Origin of the sequence: Glaciecola sp. 1036, assembly GCF_050306235.1 — a bacterium.
In the GTDB taxonomy this organism is placed as follows: domain Bacteria; phylum Pseudomonadota; class Gammaproteobacteria; order Enterobacterales; family Alteromonadaceae; genus Glaciecola.
In genome coordinates this window covers 43,162-60,860 of record NZ_JBLWFH010000003.1, presented here as the reverse complement: position 1 = coordinate 60,860, position 17,699 = coordinate 43,162, and the positions used below count along the sequence as shown (strand labels likewise).

Genomic DNA, 17,699 nt, shown 5'->3' with positions numbered 1-17,699 from the left:
TGCATTAACCCTTTATAAACTGATACGTTTTCGAACCGGAGGACCTAGTTTTTTAGTCACTTCGAGTGGTAAATTTCGCCAAATTCTTTCGACAAATTGACGGGCATTTTGAGATTTTTCCGTTGCGGGCTTTTCTTGTTGGCCGTTAACAAAGCTTAACCAAGTTAACTCAGCAGGTTCTGCTCCCCATTGTTTTTTAAACTTGTAAGTGCCTTCGCCAATGGTCGAGCGCCCAAAATCAAACTCAGACAAACCTAGATTACATGCCTGCTCTAATACCGCCCAATACAACAACATATTAGGGGCTAGACGGTTGTATTCGCCAATTGTACTCGCCCAAGGAATCGAAGCTTTATTTGCGCAAGTAAGTACAATCCCTGCCGCTATAACTTTATCTTCGAGCATTACCAATGCCATATAACAATGGTGAGCATAGTTTTCGATAACTTCTTTATACCAAGCGAACGAGTGGACCGGAGAGCCTAACGCTCGCATGTTATTCGCTATAACCTCATAAAAGGCGTTAAGTTCTGTGTTGGTTACAGACTTTCCATCGACTACTCGGTAGGTCAGGTTGTTTTTTTCTGCTTTGCGAATTTGGCTTCTTAGCTTTGATTTGAACTGGGCCATCAATTTTTCAGAAGTTGAAGGCAGTGGCAACAACATTCTAACCTTGGCGGCAGGAGATATTGCCGACTCATCAACTTTTTCACCACAAGTTCTGATTTCCACTATTTTGATACTATGTTTTTGAGCAAAATCATGTAAGTGCGCGGTTAAAAGCTCGCATGCATTCGATTGGCCTATAGGCCCTGCAAAATCGCAATAGGGTAAAGAGGTTAGGACTTTTTTGCCACTCAGGGTTTTCATCTCAACCACTGGTAAGATCGCGACTATCTTGTTATCCACAAGACAGGTAAATCGATAAACTCTATATCCGTAAGCCTTGTGTACGGCTTGTGTCCAAGCGAATAGATGATAAGGCGAACTAGCGGGTTCTGATTCTATAAAATCATCCCATTGCTTACTCTGAGACTGATCAAAATCGACTATTTGATAATTCTGTTGCCCGTCCATAATACTAGGCCGCCATATATTCTTCGTTTATTGAACAATGGGTTTTAGCCTCAGATAAGGTCAAACATTTCACATCATGGGTTTTGGACAAATGTTCGACTACCCCTTGGATTCGGCTAGTAATAACTTGGAATGGGTCATCTGCTTTTAATACACCTGTGACGTCACTGATTAAACTTGAGCTATGGAAATACATGTGAATTATAGGACAGCCATTGTGAATAATTGAATCACAAAGAAGTTTGAGGTTATTTAAATCAGTTACCTCTGGGCTCATATAGATTTTCTTCAAAAGACCTGTATGCCACATGATGGCATTTGCTTTTAATTTTTGCATAGCCGGCGTATCTAATGTGTTGTAGACGGAGTTTGCGATACCAAAGGATGCTCTATTGAAGCCTACTGATACTGGAATTTCCAGTAAATTACGTTGCACGCCAGCACCAAGAACGTCGTCGAAGGAAGGCCAATAAGGTTTGACAGGGGCACCCTGACATGAAAAGTACTCATTTTCGTAAAAGGGGTAAACACTAGAATCGATCTCGAAGCCTTTTTTAAACAATAACTTCATGATATCTCCAGAAATTCCCCATCGGCCTGTGCGAAAACTCTTAGGATGTGAGTGAAATTTTGTGGTTAAAAGCTCAATTAATAAATCGAGTTTTTCTTCTACTTGGTGTAGTGGCAAATTAATAACATGTGAAGTAAATTCGTCGGGTTTACCAAAGAAAGGCGGGTTTGCCCAAGGATGCAAATGAGCACCAATTTCAGCTTTGTTGCTCAGGACTGACTGAACAAACTCACCATTTGAAGGAATTGCTTTAGCCGCAGCATAATCGACCAAATAGGTGGGTTTGACTGAAATACTCTCACAAAACTGTTGAAAACGAGGGAGTTGTTGAGTGTTTTCAGTGTCAAACTGGTCCTCAGGAAAAGGGCCGTTCCAATCCCATTCCTCTTCGGTATCTATACTGAGTAAGAAAACTAATTCTGGTTTAACCATGTTCCCTCATCTTATAGAAGGTTGTTAAACAAACGTTCATATTCCTGCGCCATCCTTTTTGCTGAATAATGTTTATTTACATACTCAATCCCAGCATTTCCATATTTATCGGCAAGTTCACTGTTATCTAAAAGTCTAGTCCAGTAATCTTTCAGTTCAGCCTTGTCGCCAAATTTCGCTAATAGTCCATTGTACTCATGCTTTATCAATTGATCCACACCAGGAATATTATAAGCGACTGTGGGGATTCCCATGGCACAGGCCTCCATAAGACACCTTGGTATGCCCTCGAGAGACGACGTCATTACAAAGAGGTCGAAACTTCGAAGATAATCTAGTCTATCGTTTCGATAACCCAAAAAGGATATATTGTCAGCTGATTTTAGTGTTTTGGCCAAGGCTTCTAAGCGTTCTCTTTCATCTCCGTCACCTAAAAGAATCAATTCAACGTCATCTCTTTGGGCACTGATTTCATCAAATACCCACAAAATATCATCGATCACTTTTCGGCTGATCATCTGCCCAATAAAGCCTATGCGTTTCTTTTCTTTAATTAACTTTGCTGGCGCGTCCCTGAATGCTTCAACTTCAGATAGATCAACGCCATTTTGAATATATTCAATTTTTTTAGGGGCGACACCGAAGGCCGTAACATCCTCTACTAACTGTTTGGACAAAGGCACAATTTTATCTGCAAAACGCATGGCAAAATTGCCTAGCTTAATAAATAAAGATAATTTCAAATCATTAGAGTTTTCAAAGCCATGTGGCGTCACAACCACGGGAATTTTGGCTTTTTTCGCCGCTAGTATGCCAATAATATCGGATTTGTACCCATGGGTGTGAATGATATCTATGTCATTTTCTTTAATTAAGGTGACGAGTTTATTAACCACGCCTAGATCAAACCTACCTTTCATAGGTACTTCGAATGCTGTTCCACCTTGTTCTCGGAACTGTTTCACTAGTTCTAAATCTTGCGAGTTTTGTTCTAACGTTATCGCCAGAGAATGCTGTGATTTATCTGGATCTGAGTTTCGAAAAAGTGCAAGAATCCATCTCTCAGCACCATAAAATCCAGTGGAACAGATAAATTGAAGTATTTTAGGGGCTTTTTTATCCATAAATTACCGAAGAATTAATTAAGTATTCCTTTGATCGTTCCCCAAGTCCTAGCAGGGAAATAAAGGGAGTAAAACGTGAGTATGGTTAAAAATCCCGGTTTTCCACCCGTTAATCTCCTCAGTCTGACACAGTAAGACAAAAAGACAACCAATGCTGAAAATACAAAGGTATTTGCAATTATACCTAAGTCTGCAAAATAGAATGGGATGGCGCCTAAAAGGCCAAAAGTTATAATTAATGGCGCAATAAAACTTGGCCATTCAGAAAAGGGAATTCGTCTACCTTTTATTGATTTGAAGTTAGATAAACCGCGCCAGACTTCCTTTTTCGCCATTGGGATAAATTCTTTGTCTTCTCCAAGGTGAACATACCAGGTGGCCGACGAATAATATAAAGTGCCGAGCTCCGCGACTTTTTGGGTAAAGTAATAATCTTCACAGGTAATTAAATGCTCGGGAAAACCTTCGACCTCGTAAAAGGTTTCCTTGAGCATAACTAGGTTTCGGCCGGGTAAAAACTCGACATTTTGATCTAGCACTGCATTACTGAGCTTAACTCTTAATAATTCAAGGGGAGAAGGTTTCTCACTGGCTTTTTGAGAAGCGCTGACAATTTTTCGATTTTTATCTTTGTCCAGCTCGTTTAACATTACCTTGAGCCAATCGGGTGAGAGCCCGATATCAGCATCTAAAAAGCAAAAAATTTCTCCACTTGCGGCTTGAGCCCCCATATTTCTTTGATACGAAATAGTTTTATCACTTTTTGAATGCAAAAATTGAATACTCAGCGTTTTTTCAAAGGCTTTTAGGTTAGAGGAAATTTCCTGGTTTTTTGTAACCACAATCACTTCAATAGCGGTCAAGTCAAAATCAAGCGATGTAATGGAGGCAATTGTCTGATCCAAAAGCTCTTCTCTGCCCATATGTGGAATAATGAAACTTATCTGAGTAGCCATTAAGGTTTACCTATCCATTTCTGTAATTTAGGTATACGTTTTTTCAAATGAGAAAATTCTTTAGATACGCTGTATTCCCGAAGAAATCTGAGACTTCTTTTGAAAAGGCTTTGATTGAGATCTGTATGGGTTGTTAGATGCTTTTTGCAATCCAAGGGCCTGCCGTTAGGATACTTCTCAATGAGGCTTAGACCACCGTAATTTTGCATACATAATGCGAGAATTCGGGTGTAAGATTTTTCTTCACTATGTTGTAATTTCTGTGCAATGAAGCTATTAAAGTACTGCGCTTTTTGTTTATAAACTTCTCGTCGCTCAGGGTTAGAGGTGTATAAGTAACCTATGCATAATAATTGCTCTTTTCGAAGATCTTGTGCAGTCCAGGTGTCGTTGGCAAACTCCAGTTTATCCGCTGAATTTAAATAGGGTTCCTCGTGATCAGCAATATAATCTATGTAGCGTAAAAAGCTCTCTATAATGCTGTAACAAGCGTCTCTTTTTAACGAAAAATGTTCTATGAAGTGCAGATATTTGGCAACTGATTGAAGAAAAACTGTGTAATACCATGTATTTTCAATGTCTTCAAAAGCTTCTGTTGTTGGGGCAGGTCTAAATCCTATGGTATTTAAGATGACAAATTCTGCTTGGCTTAAATAGGAATTTTTTCTGGTCAGTTCAAATGCATCTAGCAGAGCATTGACATAATTACCGGTTCCTCGATCGAGAGGATAAGTGTTAGTAATAGGGTTTCTCACAACACCTGTACCAAAGCCAAAAATTAATTTTTGGGTAAACGGGATGTTTAAATAATTGGCGTTTTTTAGCTGTAAAAATTTACCTAATAGCGTGCCATCACTCTCATAAACCTTGGTTAGCCATTCAGTCAAATTAACCACGGTTTCTAACGCGTCATTGTTCTTGGTGAGTTGATAATACAACGCCAACCCTGAGGTGTAACAATGGTGAGAACCAGGTCCACCACCGCCAGCATGATCAATGTAGATATCTTTTGCTTGATGTTTAGAATAGGTTCTATGGGTAGCTGTTTCTGCTTGGGTATAATGATCAGTGTGCCAGAACAGACCTTGGTTATAGTCAGGTTTGTCTAGTAACGTATGGTATATGTCAATGTCGACTATATGCTGAAAAAGATCCTCAGCTAATTCATACCATTGTGAATTGCTTGACAATATCCACTGTTTTAGAAAACCTAGCAAAGGGTCATATTGGTTATTGTAGTGAGAAACGAAAGGCAATGGGCCTTTGAAATTGTGCGCTTCATGATCAGCATAGAGATCACCAAAATTCCTCCATCCATACTCGTCTAGCAGTTCTCGTTTCATAAAAAAGTTATTTTGGGAAGTGAGTCCTAAATCGACGATTTCTTGGATGGGATCTCGTTGCATGCCAAGTTCATAAAAAGGCAAAATATTGGTGTTTTCAAATAAGGTTGCGTCGGTTGCTAATCTAAGCTTACGTGCTGGTTGAGTTGCTAAGTTAAATACAAGCTTGTGTGATTTCCTTTCCCCAGGCTGCAATTCTTCCAGCTGTTCAGCATCCTTTAACACATATTCCATACTTAAAGATTGATCTTCAAAGTCAATTTTAGCGGGAAATTTTTGCCAGAATTTCAATGGTGATATTTCGACTTTATCGCCGTTGACTTTACATTGAAGGGTAGGTGAAATTCTTGCTTGTTCCCTACGTTTACTGTCAACTTCAATAAGCGAACCTTTATGTTGTAGTTCAACTCTGTTATTGGCAGTTTTATGAACTGGACTTTGCCAATTTTCTCCACCACTGGAATATTGCGTAATACTCAACCCATGATTGGTATTAATCGATTGTCCTGTGATGTCATCGACCACAACCAGCTCGTCAATCGGCGTCATGCATTTAAAGCCAAAGCGAGTTATGTGTAAACTATTTTTATTGCCTAAATCCCATTGGCCGCCATCGTGATCAAGGGGGCTTTTATTTGTCACACTGAGAGACACTTGCGCTTGCTTAATAAATAAATTGTACGTGAAGGTCAGGTCTAGGCTCGCCGTTAAACCATTTGAAGTGGCAAGCTCGACATTTAGGATTTCTTTTATCTCGAACAGTTTTTCAGTGTTGGTGTAACTTAGAAATTGTTGGCGTGACAGTGTTTGAGAGCTAAGTGATTGGGAAAAACTCACGCCGCAGTGTACTTGAGTATGTTGATTAAGCGTTAATTCTAAAGCAGCGTCAAAGGCATTATCCGAAGACGTTGGCAGTAAGCTTACACAACTAGGATTTTCAGTGGCGGTTAAATCAAACGTTAGGGTGCTTTTATCCCGCACGGGTGACTTGCGTAAATATATTGCCGCTGTAGTTTGTTCAATATTCAAAATCTGCAAATGCAACCATCGGATGCTGGTGTCATTCCATCGGGATAAAACGTTCGCGCAATTCTCGTAAACATTTCCTGTATCATCAACAATTTCAATGTGTTCAACATGCGTTACAAAGGACTTAGGAAGTGGCACACTACAAATGCCTAGTTGGCATTCTTGTAAGGATGCTTGAGGTAAAATCAACAACGAATTCTCGCAGATTTGGTTCGCTGACACTTTATTATTTCCCTATATTTGCAATGAGTGCGTGTCTAATCTTATTTGCCGTATACAACATTCTATTCACCAAGGAATTTTTTACTAGTTCAACGGAGTACATTTTATAACTGGCATTAGATAGCGAAGTTTTATATCTGGCTTCCCCACCTAAAAAGTCGTACTTGTCATACCCCTGCGATAAAAAATAGTCAGCGGCTAAATTATGCATCACAAGTCCTGGATTAAATTTATTATCCGAATCAAAATAATCAATGGCAGACAGATAAAAGTTGCATGTAGTGGTAGAATTCAAAAAATATAGATACCCCAAAATAGGGTATTGAGCATTGTCTAATCTAAATTCCAATATTTCAGGTTTTATTTGATCACTAGTTTGAGAACAGATTGACTGATGGAATTTACAGAAAATAGGGTTCGTAAATCCACTTTCTATCCCTTTTGGTTGCCACTGCTTGATATGCATTGGTGCAACTTTGTCTTGTAATATCTGTGCACAGTTTTCTTTATGTCTAATTAGGGTGATAGAGCCAAATTTTTGCTCAATGTATTTCAAAGCGCGACGTATACTTGCTCTTGTGTTCTTACTTAACGCTTGAATGTGAGTGCTACTTTCACTACGAAGTTTTGCCAAATCGATAAAATTCACTGGCTCTTCAATTTTTGACCATTGAAATAGCTGCTCATTATACCAAGCATCAGATGTTGACATAGACACTGTTAGTTTAAAAAAACGCGACTGTTGTAATAGCCAAGCAAGAAAGTGCTGTCTACATTCTACTAAACTGTCTTCTTCAGCAAGAATATCGTTGTTTTCAATCCACATTTGATCGTTTTCAGTTAATCCTTGCTGATTTAAAAAATATGTTGTGCCCCAAAAGCCTTTTTTATTCCCTATAAATGCGATGCCTTTGACTATATCGGCATCTTTAAAAATAACGCACTCAGGCTGATTGCTAATGCAGTTAAGCCAAGATTCAAACCATGATCGAGACAAGAATATATTGTCACTAGATCCTTGTATCGTCTTAATCAAGTTAGCAACTTCAGATGCATTGTAACTTGTTAAGGCAGTGATATTCATGACTTATGAAGATTCCGAGACATAATAAAAAAGATTAAAATTATTAGATAGTTATCGACAGTTTCTGGCTTTTCAAAAGCAAAATTTTTCATTTTTACGCTATCCATGCTTACAACCTAATCGGTTTGTTTAAAAATATGTTGCATTAACATTTTCAATAGTGCCGCGTATTCATACAGAGCTTCAGCACTTTTTTCAAGATTATAATAGGCTGTTAAAAACCAACCTTGATCACCTAATTCCAATGGTGTTTGTCCAACTGAGCTAAAGCTATACTGATAATCTGTATTATGTTTGAGTAAATAGTCAAGACGCTTGATGTGGGAAGCGTTTGAAATAACAGTCAATTTTATAGATGAGTCGATGTGTGTGGTTAGTGAAACAATTTCCTCCAGTGAGTTCGTACCTTCATCAATGCTTATAATTTTTTCTTTAGGGACCCCAAGAGAAATTAAAAATTGTTTGGCAAAGTATGCGTAGCTTTTATCTGTGGTACCTAAAAAATAGCCCCCAGTGACAACAATGGAGCATCCTTTAGCTTTAAAGAGTGAATAAGCATGGACTAAACGTTGCAAAGAATTCGGACTAAAGTTGCTAGCTTGCGGATAATCTGGGTAGTTGGCATAGTATCCCCCAAGCACAAATATCATTTCTTGTTTAGAATTGTGATTGTTAGTTACTTGATGATTTTCACTGTATCTTTGCAAAGGAACCATTAGTATATGGCTAAACCAAGTTTGCGAACAAAGTGATAGCCAAACAAAAGCGATAGTAAAAAGCCAGATAGGTTTTTTACCCACAGGCGTCTTATTTAATTTATTTTTTAAATAGATGATTAGACCCGCAGCAAGTAGCAGTAAGACCTGATTTACAGGATCCATCAATTGAATTATAAGACTTTTAAACATGAGAAAATGAAAATGGGAACATATAACCTGATTCTTCACTATTTATCCCAAACATTCAATAAAGGCTTCAACACAGCAATATTGCTCTTTGTATGTCTTTTTTTTCAAACAGATGCAACGGCATCTTTAGTTGAAAAAGTAAAACAAACCTCATCATCAGTGGTCGCCATAGGGCTATCGACGCCAATTGAAAGTGATAAGCCGGTATTGCTCGGAACTGGCTTCGTCGTTGGAAACGGTAAATATGTCGTCACTAACTATCACGTTGTTTCCAAAGAGCTGGAGACGCAAATTGTACAGCGATATGTCGCCATGAGTGGCAGTGGGCAAATTATTGGCGTTCACCCGCTTGAAATTCTAGGCATCGATCCTGTGCATGATCTCGCTATCTTGAAAATTACTGATAATTCAAAGTTACCCAGTCTGGAACTAAATAATAACGACTTATTGGATGCCGGGACTGATGTTTATTTTACAGGATTTCCAATAGGCGCCGTTCTAGGGCTTTATCCAGCAAGTCACAGAGGCATGATTGCGGCAATTGCTCCTGATGTGAATCCGGCTAGAAATGCTAATGAACTTACATTGAAGATGCTCAAGCGTCTCAAACAGCCCTTTATGATCTATCAGTTAGACGCGACTGCATATCCAGGCAATAGTGGAAGTCCGGTTTTTAATGTCGATACCAATACGGTCATTGGCATCATAAATAAAGTCTTTGTTAGCGGTGGAAAAGAAGCCGCACTTTCGAATCCTTCGGGTATAAGTTATGCTATTCCCGTGAGGCATTTAAGGAAACTAGCACTTGATAACGGTTTACGCTTATAATGTGTCAATAAATTTGTCACTCGTAAATTTTGTATCTAAGAAAACCCATAAAATACAAGGTTTTAGCGTATTGGATCAGAAATTGCATTGTTAATGGAAGAATATTCCGATGGATTGATCTCGTATGTTGTTTCAGCCAAAGTGGGTAATTAAATTGGTAGGTAAAAATGGAAAATAAAAATGTAAGCTCTGACAATCAAAACCAGTCAGCAGAAGGTCGTCGTCGATTCCTGAAAAAAGCAGGTGTGGGTGTAGCCATTGCAAGTTTACCTGCTAAATCAGTTTGGGCCACCAGTGGTTTAAATGGCTCTGTCGTTGCTTCTAATAACGCTTCAGCCAACACTAGTACAGCTGATTATCACCTCAAACACCCTGATCATTGGCTAGGTATGAATAAGCCTGAACTTGATCACAAATATTTTGATTGCACGGGTGGATATGCCAATATAGATTGGTGTAATTATAAAGTGCCTAATGACGCGAAAAAACATATTAAAATTCGTCATGTATTGGGTGATGTGCATTCAATAGTACATGACCTTTCTTATGTCCCTGGTGTAGTAATAAAGTACAAAAAGAATGGCTATTGGCGCGGACTAGATAGAAGCAATTTTTATTTGATTGGCTCTTCTTTAAGCCTTTATAATGTTAAAGCGGTATTCACCAACAGTTACAATGCATCTAGGTTAGTTTCTGATATCGTAAAAGATTTTACTGGCCACGATAACATGAACAAATACATTGCCAGCGCATTTTTGAATGCTTGTTATCATAATACTCATGGTATCGTTTTCCCGATCTGTGGTTACGAAAACGGTAGACAACTGGCCTATGTAAATCCAAAAGCTTTTGCTAAAGATATGCATGACAGACGGAGTTCCAGATTGAAAGCGCAATTGGAAACCTTGCACTTTAATCCTAGCAACTATCACAACGTCTAGTAGTAAGTGAAGCTTAAATTAAAACAAGGGATGCTAATGCATCCCTTTTCTGATAATTCAGGTGTCACATTTTTTAACACTGTGAACATGGATATTACCACTTCTTTTATTGACACTGACGCATTTATGGCTATTTTAGATGGCACTAGGCTTGCCGATGATGATCAAATGCAACATATAGAAACCTTGATCGACAAAGGTATACTCACCAAAGCAAAAGATGACCTATAAGTAAAATGCAGGAGTTCCAACTCAATACGTCCCCCTTTGTTTTTCAAATTTCTACCAATGTTCCCATGGTGGTTGAAAATGCAAAACGTATTTATAAGAGCCACTTTCTAACAGAAAAAGATTTTCGTGCTTCTGTCGATTATCATTTATCTCTTACTTACACTGGTGGTATTCGACGATTAACAAAATCACAAGTTACCTTTAAATGTGATGACAGAGAACCGTTCAAACCCTTGCCAGCCAATCAAGCCTTTGCAATGTTAGAATGGGGAATGAATTGGACGGTGGCTTTACATGAATTTCAGCATGTCATAATTCACTCTGCTGTTTTGGCAAAAGACGGTAAGGCCATTTTGTTTCCCGCGCCTCCTGGTTCAGGTAAAAGTACCCTAACTGCTTATTTGGCAAACCACGGTTGGCGACTACTGTCTGATGAAATGGCGCTTATTACACCATACGAGCTTAATGTAACACCTTTTGTAAGAGCTATATGCTTGAAGAACGCGTCTATCAATCTATGTAAGCAATGGTTTCCCGACCTGGCGTATTCTGATACAGCTTTTGCAACTCACAAAGGTGATGTTGCACATATGGCGCCTTCAGACAATTCTCTAGCATGCGCTCGAGAGCAAGCCAGAGTTGTTGGTGTTGTGTTTCCTAATTATGACAAAAGCCTGTTTTTGGATATTTATGAATTAGATAAAGCGAACGCTTTTATGCAGTTCGCTAACAATGCATTTAATTTCAATTTACTTGGCACTCTTGGGTTTGATACAGCTACTGCTTTAATCGAAAATGCCTTTCTTTATGAAATCCACTACAACAATGTTGAAGAAGTAGAGCGTTTTTTGTCTGAGAGGATAACAAACACATGATAGCGCCGGAATTGATTAAAGATTGTATATTAAGGCCTTCAATTGTAACTAGTTTATCGCAAAAGCAGTTGAGTGACTTAGTGATAGTATTAAGACAGCAAAAATTGCTAGCGACCTTTGCTGTTTTGGCGCAAGAACAGCAAGTATTTGAAGATTTACCAGAACAAACAAAACGGCATTTGTTAAATGCATTAGTCGTGGTTTCTCGGCAAAATGAACAAGTCACCGTTGAAGCTTTGCGAATCAAAGATATTTTATCTGAAACCTCTGAATTTGTCGTTTTCTTAAAAGGTGCAGCTTATAGCTTGGCCAAGCTCCCATTATCAAAAGGACGAATATATTCTGATATTGATGTACTGGTCGAAGAAAAAAACATAAAACAATGTGAGCAAGCGTTAGTTTTGGATGGGTGGGCTTACACTGAGATTAGTGACTATGATGACATGTATTATCGAAAGTGGGCCCACGAAATACCACCAATGCAGCACATCACACGTGGTACTAGTATAGATGTTCATCATAATATTATCCCAGTGGTATCCAAAGACAGCCCAAAGGTCGCAAAATTAGTTCCTTACATTCAAACTCGAGCGGACGGTATTCAGGTATTAAACCCTGAGATGCAGTTTGTTCACAGTGCGGTGCATTTATTCAGAAATGAAGAGTACAAAACAGCTCTTCGCGATCTGTTTGATTTATATTTTATGCTGGTGTCACAAGAACAAAGCTTTATAGAGGATGTTCTTGAAGTGGCTAAAGATGTTGGCTTTTTATATGAAACTGGCTTAGCATTATATTTTATTAATCATACGTTAGGTTTTAATTGCTCAGATGTTTTAATAACCCATGCGCTTGGGGAAAAAAGCAAATTTAGAGTGTGGTTAGATATCAGTATTTTTTCACGAATTTTCGTACCAACTCACCCTCTAATACAACATAGCAAACACGCGACAGCGCACTTTTTCGCTATGTTGAGAGGGCATTTTATTAAAATGCCCATAGGACTATTGATTTACCATATTTCAATGAAGTCTTTTAGGGGCATAGTGACGAAAATTATGGGTGAACACTTTTTTACACCAGAAGATTCAAAGTCACAAGGACTAAAATAAGGGAATTTTACATGAAATTTTTAGTAACAGGTGCGTCTGGATTTATTGGCGCTAGCACAGTCCGAAGGCTTTTATCTGATAATTATCAGGTAGTAGGAATTGATAATAACAATGACTATTATGAAGTTTCGCTAAAACTGGATAGACTAAAATGGGTCAACTCCCATTCAAATGCATCTAACTTCAGTTTTATAGAAATGAACATTGCAGACAGAGCTGCGATGGAAGCACTTTTTGCCGAACATCAGTTTACCCATGTTATTCATTTAGCCGCTCAAGCTGGAGTTCGTTATTCAATAGAAAATCCACATGCTTATATTGAATCGAATATTGTTGGGTTTATGAATATTTTAGAGGGATGCCGACATCATAAGGTTACTCATTTATGTTATGCATCAAGTAGTTCGGTGTATGGCGCAAATGAAAAAATGCCTTTTTCAGTGGAAGACAATGTGGATCATCCATTGTCTTTGTATGCAGCGAGTAAAAAATCAAATGAGCTAATGGCTCACACATATTCGCATTTGTATCAATTGCCGACCACAGGATTAAGATTTTTTACCGTTTACGGTCCGTGGGGCAGACCTGACATGGCACCATTTAAATTCACTAAAGCAATTTCTCAAGATAAGCCCATTGACGTTTATAATTATGGTAATCATAGGCGAGACTTTACTTATATTGACGATATTGTTGAGGGGGTTGTGCAATCGACTTTACATGTTGCACAAGGCAATCCTGAATGGGACGGGTTACAGCCTCAATCTAGTTCAAGCAAGGCACCATGGCGAGTTTACAATATAGGTGCGCAAACGCCGGTTCATTTACTTACTTTTATTGAATCTATTGAAAAAGCCTTGGGCAAACAAGCTATTAAGAATATGCTTCCAATGCAGCCTGGTGACGTTGAAGCAACTTACGCTGATGTGGAAGCCTTGGTACATGATGTAGGTTATCGCCCTTCCACCGATTTAGACACAGGTATCAAAGCCTTTGTCGATTGGTATGTCGACTATTACGGCTAATAAAAAATCTATTCAAACTCGATAAAAATCGGGTTTGAATAGGCGCTTAAGTCATGTTCTTCCGGTGTTTCTCTGACTAATCTGGTTCTTACGTAACATTGTTGCACTTTTTTATTAACAGGTAAGAATAGCAGAGATCTGGATTTTTCAGGTGGCACGTAGTCAGATGATAATGCAACACCTGATGGGCCACAATTAGTAATAATATCGGCGCGCATAAAATCGTCTTTGTATTGCTCATTTCGTACAAAGGATAAGTTGACTGAAAGTAATTCACTTTCTCCCTTTATTTTAATGGTTCCACCGGGGAAGATTTGTTCGTTTGAGTTGGAGGCGGTGATAGAAAAATCATAAGTTTTTAATAGCTTACCATGATCTGCCCAAAAGGTGCCTTTGTCCAAAGCGGTTATTATCCCTTTATAATTAAATTCAGGCGCTCTGATATGAATTCGTGAGAATTCACAAGGGGCATAATCCATATTGAAATCATGAAAATCAGAGGACGCAATAGCCCCCCAAATTCGTTGTCCTTTTTCTAATAATTTGTCCCAAAAACCGCCAACTTCTTCTACTCCAGGATCCCAGCGATCTTTGGTTTTAAAAACACCAAAATAGCTTCCGATATCATCTCTATTTTGATGTCCAGGCGCTCCAGAAATAGAGGAAATTAGCCTTCCATTTTTATTCCAGATACTTAAATCACTCATATTTTCATCTAAAGATTCATCTTTGCGTGTTGGGTGATTATAAATAGCTACTGCTTCTCCCTTTTCCAAATTTACGGCTTCAAGTACAGATACATCCCAATCTTGTTTTGATAGATCGTTTTGTGACAATAAGTTTGCCATTACTTTAGAAAGCACTCTTTCCTCAGAGGCCGGTGTAACAAGTATATTAACGTGTTCTCTACCAAAGTATGACGGCATACCAACTTCAACGCCATTGAAAATGAGCATGCCTTTATATTGTTCTCTTAAATCTCTGATCTGAGCAAATTTATCCAGAGACATAATGCTTTTATTGCCGCCGTGGTCAGTGATGCTCATTGCGTCACAGCCTTTCAAATATCCCTGTTCAACTAATGCATCTACACTAAGACTTCCATCAGAATAAGTGGTGTGGGCATGGTGATCGAATATTATCTCATTCGTTTTATTGCCCGCCCATGAGGGTTGATCTATTTGAATCTTTGTTTCTGGTTCCCTACTAAAATAAAAAAGAGCGACCGCGATTAAGCAGCATAAACATATGGAATAAATAGCGTACTTCTTGGAACTAAACACTAACATATTGCTACCTTTCTTCTTTGTACTAGTAAGCTTGACTGCATTTTCGGCCTTGGGAGGCACTTTTTCCCTGATGCGCGTTGATTTATATTTTCGCATTATTGGGCGTTCTATAAAATAATAAGATATTCCTGCAACAAACAATGTCAAAACAAAAGTTGCCAGACCATAAACTACGGCATAATCACTTAACGATATATTTAACATGTTAAAGGCTAGGAAACCTGCTTTTTGAATCGGGTAATGAAAAATATAAATACCGTACGAAACCACACCGATAAACTTTATCATGGACGATTCTAGTAGGAATTTCGCCGTTTTACTCAATGGTGCAGACAAAAGTACAGTTGCTAAGAGTAGAGGAATATAAGGAAAGTTATATCTTCCATATGTCACTTGCAGACTATCATCAAGAGGTGTTGCTAAAATGATGAAAGATGCAATTAAGGCACTCCAAAAAAGTAAATCAAATAAGATAGTTGAAGATACATTTTTAACTTTAAGAAATATGCTTGCAGTAAAAACACCTAATAAAAAGTGGGGCAGGTGAGCAAGGGTTGAATATTTTAATGCACCTGAAAAATTAGCATGACTTTCAAATCCAAATGGCCAAATTAAAGAAAAAGTAATTGGCCAGTCAGTGTAAGATTCCAGCTTATGCATCAGCCAAATATGAAGCAAGAATAAGCCGATAGCTAATAAAAAGATGCTGGTTTGTTTAAAAATGGTCGATAGAGGCTTTATGGCTAAGAAAAATAAAGGTAAAAGCAGGTAAAACTGGAATTCAACTGCTAGCGTCCAAAATGGAGGGTTTAAACTCATAACTTGATAATCTTTAAGATTATGCAGAAAGAACAAATGAGAGATAATATTGTTGAAATTTGCATCTGCTCCGGAAAAGCCCTTTAAGGCTAACAAAGCAAATAGGCAGATGTAATAAATAGGAATTATTCTAAGTGCTCGATTGGCAAAATACTCTTTAATGTTGGGCAACTGGTTTGATTCAGCCTTGCCCCAAAAGGGCATCGATAATAGAAAACCACTGAGAATAAAAAACAAAGCAACGCCTGTGTTTCCGTTTATCATTAAACGTTCAAAATCAAACATGCCAGCACTGCCAGATACCTTAGTAAATTGCTGAAAATGTACGATAAAAACAGAGACGGCAGCTATTGCTCGTAAACCGTCTAGAGAGGCTATGTAGCCAATGGAAGACTTGCTTAGCACTTTTTCTGACTGAATGGAGTGAGCTTTAACTTCTTCTATTTGTTCTGCTGAGCTCTGCTGGTGAGGCTTGTGTAGATTTACTTGATGCAAAATAAACCCTGCAAATAAGGCAAGCAGGGCATCGGTAGATTCGGGCACTGAATAGATAAAAAAGGTCTGGGTATACTCGAGTAAAAAAATAAAAACTGAGGTAAAAATGCTAGCCACCATTAGTTTGTTAGTGGCTTTATATAAGCTCCAGATGAATAACGTCATGAACAGGAGCTTTTTACTTACCGCTAAAATATTAAGTAAAATATTGCCGCCCATGGCGCCTGTAAAGGGAATCCAATTAAAGGCTGATTGAGTCTCTCTAAATGTGAAAGGGTAAAGACCATTGCCTAAAATTACCAAGAACATCAGGACTGACAGGGTTTTAAAGCCAACTTTCTGTTTTAAAATTGGCCACAAAGAGAGCGCTAACAGCGCCCCCACCATTTTAGATAAATTGATATCGCTGGAAATGATAATGAATTTAAGTCCAAGAACTATGCAGGTTAAGACAATAAATTTACTGTAAATATTGTGTTTTTTAGTCGCAATGGAAAGGCAGAAAAAGACAAAGGTCCAAAGCACAAAGTTCTCAAATACCCAATAAAAATCAACGTCAGGATTTGCGATTAGCTGCTTAATGTTATCTTTTAAAACTTGGAAATCGACAGTAGGTGCAAAAGGAGAAAGTTGAAGTAGAATTATAGCTATGGCAAATACCAGTGCTAATTTATTGTTGACTTGATTACCTTCTAGTAAACGAGTGTTAGAAAAGCTGCTAATTGCATATACACAAGCACCAAAAGCAAACCCCACTAAATTCCAAATGGCATCGCCGCCCCAAGGTGCTCTATCAATAAACCATAGTTGAAATATTTGAATGACATAAGCAAATATGAAGCAAAGTACAGTTGGAATTAGAAAGTGCGGGAATTTATTAAACCTAGGGTAGCTACTACAAAACAGAAACCCGAATGGAACAAAAAGCACTATGTTGGCAATAATATCTGAGAAATTAGTGCGAAATATTGAGAAATTGAGTAAAAGGCTAAGCCGTTCTTGGGAGAAATTACTTAACTCAAAAGTAAACGGATACAACGAACCATATGCAATCAGAAAACAAACTAAATAAAAAATCTTCTTCATAGTATTCTAAAACCGAGCAGCTATTAAATTTCGACGAAAACTAGGTTTTGAGCTATTTAGAACGAAAGCTTCAGACCTACATCTTATTTAATATCCCCTGCTAAACTAGGTACATCCTATTTCCCTCGAGAATATAGTCTAATACTCACTGTATTTGACTTTGAATGCAAGTACTGGCTGATTAGAAAATGCGTAAACAGGCTCGAAATAAAAAAGGAAACCCGAGGGTTTCCTTTGATTAGGTTGCTAGTG

General features: G+C 38.2%; 14 protein-coding genes. 6 read left to right on the top strand and 8 right to left on the bottom strand.

Annotated features, from left to right (window positions below):
- Positions 1 to 12 precede the first annotated feature (12 nt).
- The 7 genes from ACNKW3_RS05280 to ACNKW3_RS05250 form a co-directional block, all read right to left on the bottom strand.
- Entirely contained in the window at positions 13 to 1,077 is a 1,065-nt protein-coding gene (locus tag ACNKW3_RS05280; RefSeq protein WP_427398232.1) for a GNAT family N-acetyltransferase, read from the bottom strand.
- Positions 1,078 to 1,081: 4 nt separating this feature from the next.
- Positions 1,082 to 2,080, bottom strand: coding sequence for a WalW protein (locus tag ACNKW3_RS05275; protein ID WP_427398231.1), 999 nt, complete (start codon positions 2,078 to 2,080; stop codon positions 1,082 to 1,084).
- An 11-nt stretch (positions 2,081 to 2,091) separates the two neighbouring features.
- On the bottom strand, positions 2,092 to 3,204 hold the full coding sequence (locus tag ACNKW3_RS05270; protein ID WP_427398230.1) for a glycosyltransferase: 1,113 nt from the start codon (positions 3,202 to 3,204) through the stop codon (positions 2,092 to 2,094).
- A 14-nt stretch (positions 3,205 to 3,218) separates the two neighbouring features.
- Positions 3,219 to 4,160 carry a glycosyltransferase gene (locus ACNKW3_RS05265; protein WP_427398229.1) on the bottom strand — a complete coding sequence of 314 codons (942 nt, stop codon included), beginning with the start codon at positions 4,158 to 4,160 and terminating at the stop codon, positions 3,219 to 3,221.
- On the bottom strand, positions 4,160 to 6,754 hold the full coding sequence (locus ACNKW3_RS05260) for a hypothetical protein (protein ID WP_427398228.1): 2,595 nt from the start codon (positions 6,752 to 6,754) through the stop codon (positions 4,160 to 4,162). The genes ACNKW3_RS05265 and ACNKW3_RS05260 overlap by 1 nt, the downstream gene beginning before the upstream one ends.
- Before the next feature lie 4 nt (positions 6,755 to 6,758).
- Positions 6,759 to 7,838, bottom strand: coding sequence for a GNAT family N-acetyltransferase (locus ACNKW3_RS05255; RefSeq protein WP_427398227.1), 1,080 nt, complete (start codon positions 7,836 to 7,838; stop codon positions 6,759 to 6,761).
- 116 nt (positions 7,839 to 7,954) lie between these two features.
- Complete coding sequence (locus ACNKW3_RS05250; RefSeq protein WP_427398226.1) at positions 7,955 to 8,719, bottom strand: YdcF family protein; 765 nt, start codon at positions 8,717 to 8,719, stop codon at positions 7,955 to 7,957.
- Between the two features lie 39 nt (positions 8,720 to 8,758).
- Here ACNKW3_RS05250 and ACNKW3_RS05245 point away from each other — a divergent pair, with 39 nt between their 5' ends.
- From ACNKW3_RS05245 to ACNKW3_RS05220, 6 genes are all read left to right on the top strand, one after another.
- Entirely contained in the window at positions 8,759 to 9,574 is an 816-nt protein-coding gene (locus tag ACNKW3_RS05245; RefSeq protein ID WP_427398225.1) for a S1 family peptidase, read from the top strand.
- A gap of 167 nt (positions 9,575 to 9,741) precedes the next feature.
- On the top strand, positions 9,742 to 10,515 hold the full coding sequence (locus ACNKW3_RS05240; protein ID WP_427398224.1) for a hypothetical protein: 774 nt from the start codon (positions 9,742 to 9,744) through the stop codon (positions 10,513 to 10,515).
- Positions 10,516 to 10,551: 36 nt separating this feature from the next.
- Positions 10,552 to 10,746 (top strand): hypothetical protein, encoded by a 195-nt coding sequence (locus tag ACNKW3_RS05235; protein WP_427398223.1) that lies wholly within the window; start codon positions 10,552 to 10,554, stop codon positions 10,744 to 10,746.
- A gap of 5 nt (positions 10,747 to 10,751) precedes the next feature.
- The gene (locus ACNKW3_RS05230; RefSeq protein WP_427398222.1) at positions 10,752 to 11,621 is read left to right on the top strand and encodes an HprK-related kinase A; all 870 of its coding nucleotides are present in this window, start codon (positions 10,752 to 10,754) and stop codon (positions 11,619 to 11,621) included.
- On the top strand, positions 11,618 to 12,733 hold the full coding sequence (locus ACNKW3_RS05225) for a nucleotidyltransferase family protein (protein WP_427398221.1): 1,116 nt from the start codon (positions 11,618 to 11,620) through the stop codon (positions 12,731 to 12,733). Before ACNKW3_RS05230 ends, ACNKW3_RS05225 begins: the two co-directional genes overlap by 4 nt.
- 11 nt (positions 12,734 to 12,744) lie before the next feature.
- Positions 12,745 to 13,758, top strand: a complete 1,014-nt coding sequence (locus tag ACNKW3_RS05220) for an NAD-dependent epimerase (RefSeq protein ID WP_427398220.1) — start codon at positions 12,745 to 12,747, stop codon at positions 13,756 to 13,758.
- Positions 13,759 to 13,766: 8 nt separating this feature from the next.
- Here ACNKW3_RS05220 and ACNKW3_RS05215 read toward each other — a convergent pair whose 3' ends face one another.
- A complete protein-coding gene (locus tag ACNKW3_RS05215; protein WP_427398219.1) occupies positions 13,767 to 17,447 on the bottom strand; it encodes an acyltransferase family protein in 3,681 nt (1,226 codons plus the stop codon).
- Positions 17,448 to 17,699 lie beyond the last annotated feature (252 nt).

What these genes read in the sequence shown, in the direction of transcription:
- ACNKW3_RS05255 (WP_427398227.1), bottom strand. Translation starts at nt 7,838, where the DNA reads ATGAATATCACTGCCTTAACAAGTTACAATGCATCTGAAGTTGCTAAC.
- ACNKW3_RS05275 (WP_427398231.1), bottom strand. Translation starts at nt 2,080, where the DNA reads ATGGTTAAACCAGAATTAGTTTTCTTACTCAGTATAGATACCGAAGAG.
- ACNKW3_RS05235 (WP_427398223.1), top strand. Translation starts at nt 10,552, where the DNA reads ATGCATCCCTTTTCTGATAATTCAGGTGTCACATTTTTTAACACTGTG.
- ACNKW3_RS05240 (WP_427398224.1), top strand. Translation starts at nt 9,742, where the DNA reads ATGGAAAATAAAAATGTAAGCTCTGACAATCAAAACCAGTCAGCAGAA.
- ACNKW3_RS05225 (WP_427398221.1), top strand. Translation starts at nt 11,618, where the DNA reads ATGATAGCGCCGGAATTGATTAAAGATTGTATATTAAGGCCTTCAATT.
- ACNKW3_RS05250 (WP_427398226.1), bottom strand. Translation starts at nt 8,719, where the DNA reads ATGGATCCTGTAAATCAGGTCTTACTGCTACTTGCTGCGGGTCTAATC.
- ACNKW3_RS05215 (WP_427398219.1), bottom strand. Translation starts at nt 17,447, where the DNA reads ATGAAGAAGATTTTTTATTTAGTTTGTTTTCTGATTGCATATGGTTCG.
- ACNKW3_RS05280 (WP_427398232.1), bottom strand. Translation starts at nt 1,077, where the DNA reads ATGGACGGGCAACAGAATTATCAAATAGTCGATTTTGATCAGTCTCAG.
- ACNKW3_RS05265 (WP_427398229.1), bottom strand. Translation starts at nt 4,160, where the DNA reads ATGGCTACTCAGATAAGTTTCATTATTCCACATATGGGCAGAGAAGAG.
- ACNKW3_RS05230 (WP_427398222.1), top strand. Translation starts at nt 10,752, where the DNA reads ATGCAGGAGTTCCAACTCAATACGTCCCCCTTTGTTTTTCAAATTTCT.
- ACNKW3_RS05220 (WP_427398220.1), top strand. Translation starts at nt 12,745, where the DNA reads ATGAAATTTTTAGTAACAGGTGCGTCTGGATTTATTGGCGCTAGCACA.
- ACNKW3_RS05245 (WP_427398225.1), top strand. Translation starts at nt 8,759, where the DNA reads ATGGGAACATATAACCTGATTCTTCACTATTTATCCCAAACATTCAAT.
- ACNKW3_RS05270 (WP_427398230.1), bottom strand. Translation starts at nt 3,204, where the DNA reads ATGGATAAAAAAGCCCCTAAAATACTTCAATTTATCTGTTCCACTGGA.